We start from the raw sequence: 1,076 nt of genomic DNA on the forward strand, positions 1-1,076 counted from the left end.
CGGCGCATCTGCTCGACCAGGATGGCCAGCGCCAGCTCACCGCGGCCCTGCACCTCCCAGGCGTCGGGACGCTCGGTGTCCAGCACGCGCAGGCTGACGTTACCGATCAGCTCGCGGTCCAGCCGGTCCTTGACCTGACGGGCGGTGACCTTGCGGTCCTTGACGACCGCCTTGTTGTCGGCGCCCTTGCCGGTGCCGCCGCGGCCGACCAGCGGGGAGGTGTTGGTGCCGATGACCATGGAGATGGCCGGCTCGTCGACCGTGATCAGCGGCAGCGGAATCGGGTTCTCGGTGTCCGCGAGGGTCTCGCCGATCATGATGTCCGGGATACCGGCGACGGCACAGATGTCACCGGGGCCGGCCTTCTCGGCGGGCTTGCGGGTGAGCGCCTCGGTCATCATCAGCTCGGTGATGCGGACGTTGCTGATCGAACCGTCACGCTTGATCCACGCGACGGTCTGCCCCTTGCGCAGCTCGCCCTGCTCGACCCGGAGCAGCGCGATACGGCCGAGGAAGTTGTCGGCGTCCAGGTTGGTGACGTGCGCCTGGAGCGGGGCCGACTCGTCGTAGGACGGGGCCGGGATGTGCTCCAGGATCGTGGAGAAGAACGGCTCCAGGCTGTTGGAGTCCGCGGGGACCGTGCCGTTCTCCGGCTTGGTCAGCGAGGCGATGCCGTCCCGGCCGCAGGCGTAGACGATCGGGAACTCGATCTGCTCCTCGTCCGCGTCGAGGTCCAGGAACAGGTCGTAGGTCTCGTTGACGACCTCGTCGATCCGGGAGTCGGGGCGGTCCGTCTTGTTGATGCAGAGGATGACAGGCAGCCGCTGCTGGAGCGCCTTGCGCAGCACGAAGCGGGTCTGCGGCAGCGGGCCCTCGGAGGCGTCGACGAGCAGGACGACACCGTCCACCATCGACAGACCGCGCTCGACCTCGCCGCCGAAGTCGGCGTGGCCGGGGGTGTCGATGATGTTGATCGTGATCGGTTCCCCGCCGTCCTTCGGGTGGTACTTGACCGCCGTGTTCTTGGCGAGGATCGTGATGCCCTTCTCACGCTCCAGGTCGTTCGAGTCCATCAT

The 1,076-nt window shown here is 67.7% G+C and carries 1 protein-coding gene; it reads right to left on the minus strand.

Annotated features, from left to right (window positions below):
- The coding region (locus tag G6W55_RS37755) for a GTP-binding protein (RefSeq protein ID WP_175525076.1) at positions 1–1,076 on the minus strand (1,076 nt) is incomplete at both ends.

Source organism: Streptomyces sp. CAI-85, assembly GCF_013363615.1.
GTDB classification, from domain to species: Bacteria; Actinomycetota; Actinomycetes; order Streptomycetales; family Streptomycetaceae; genus Streptomyces; species Streptomyces antibioticus_B.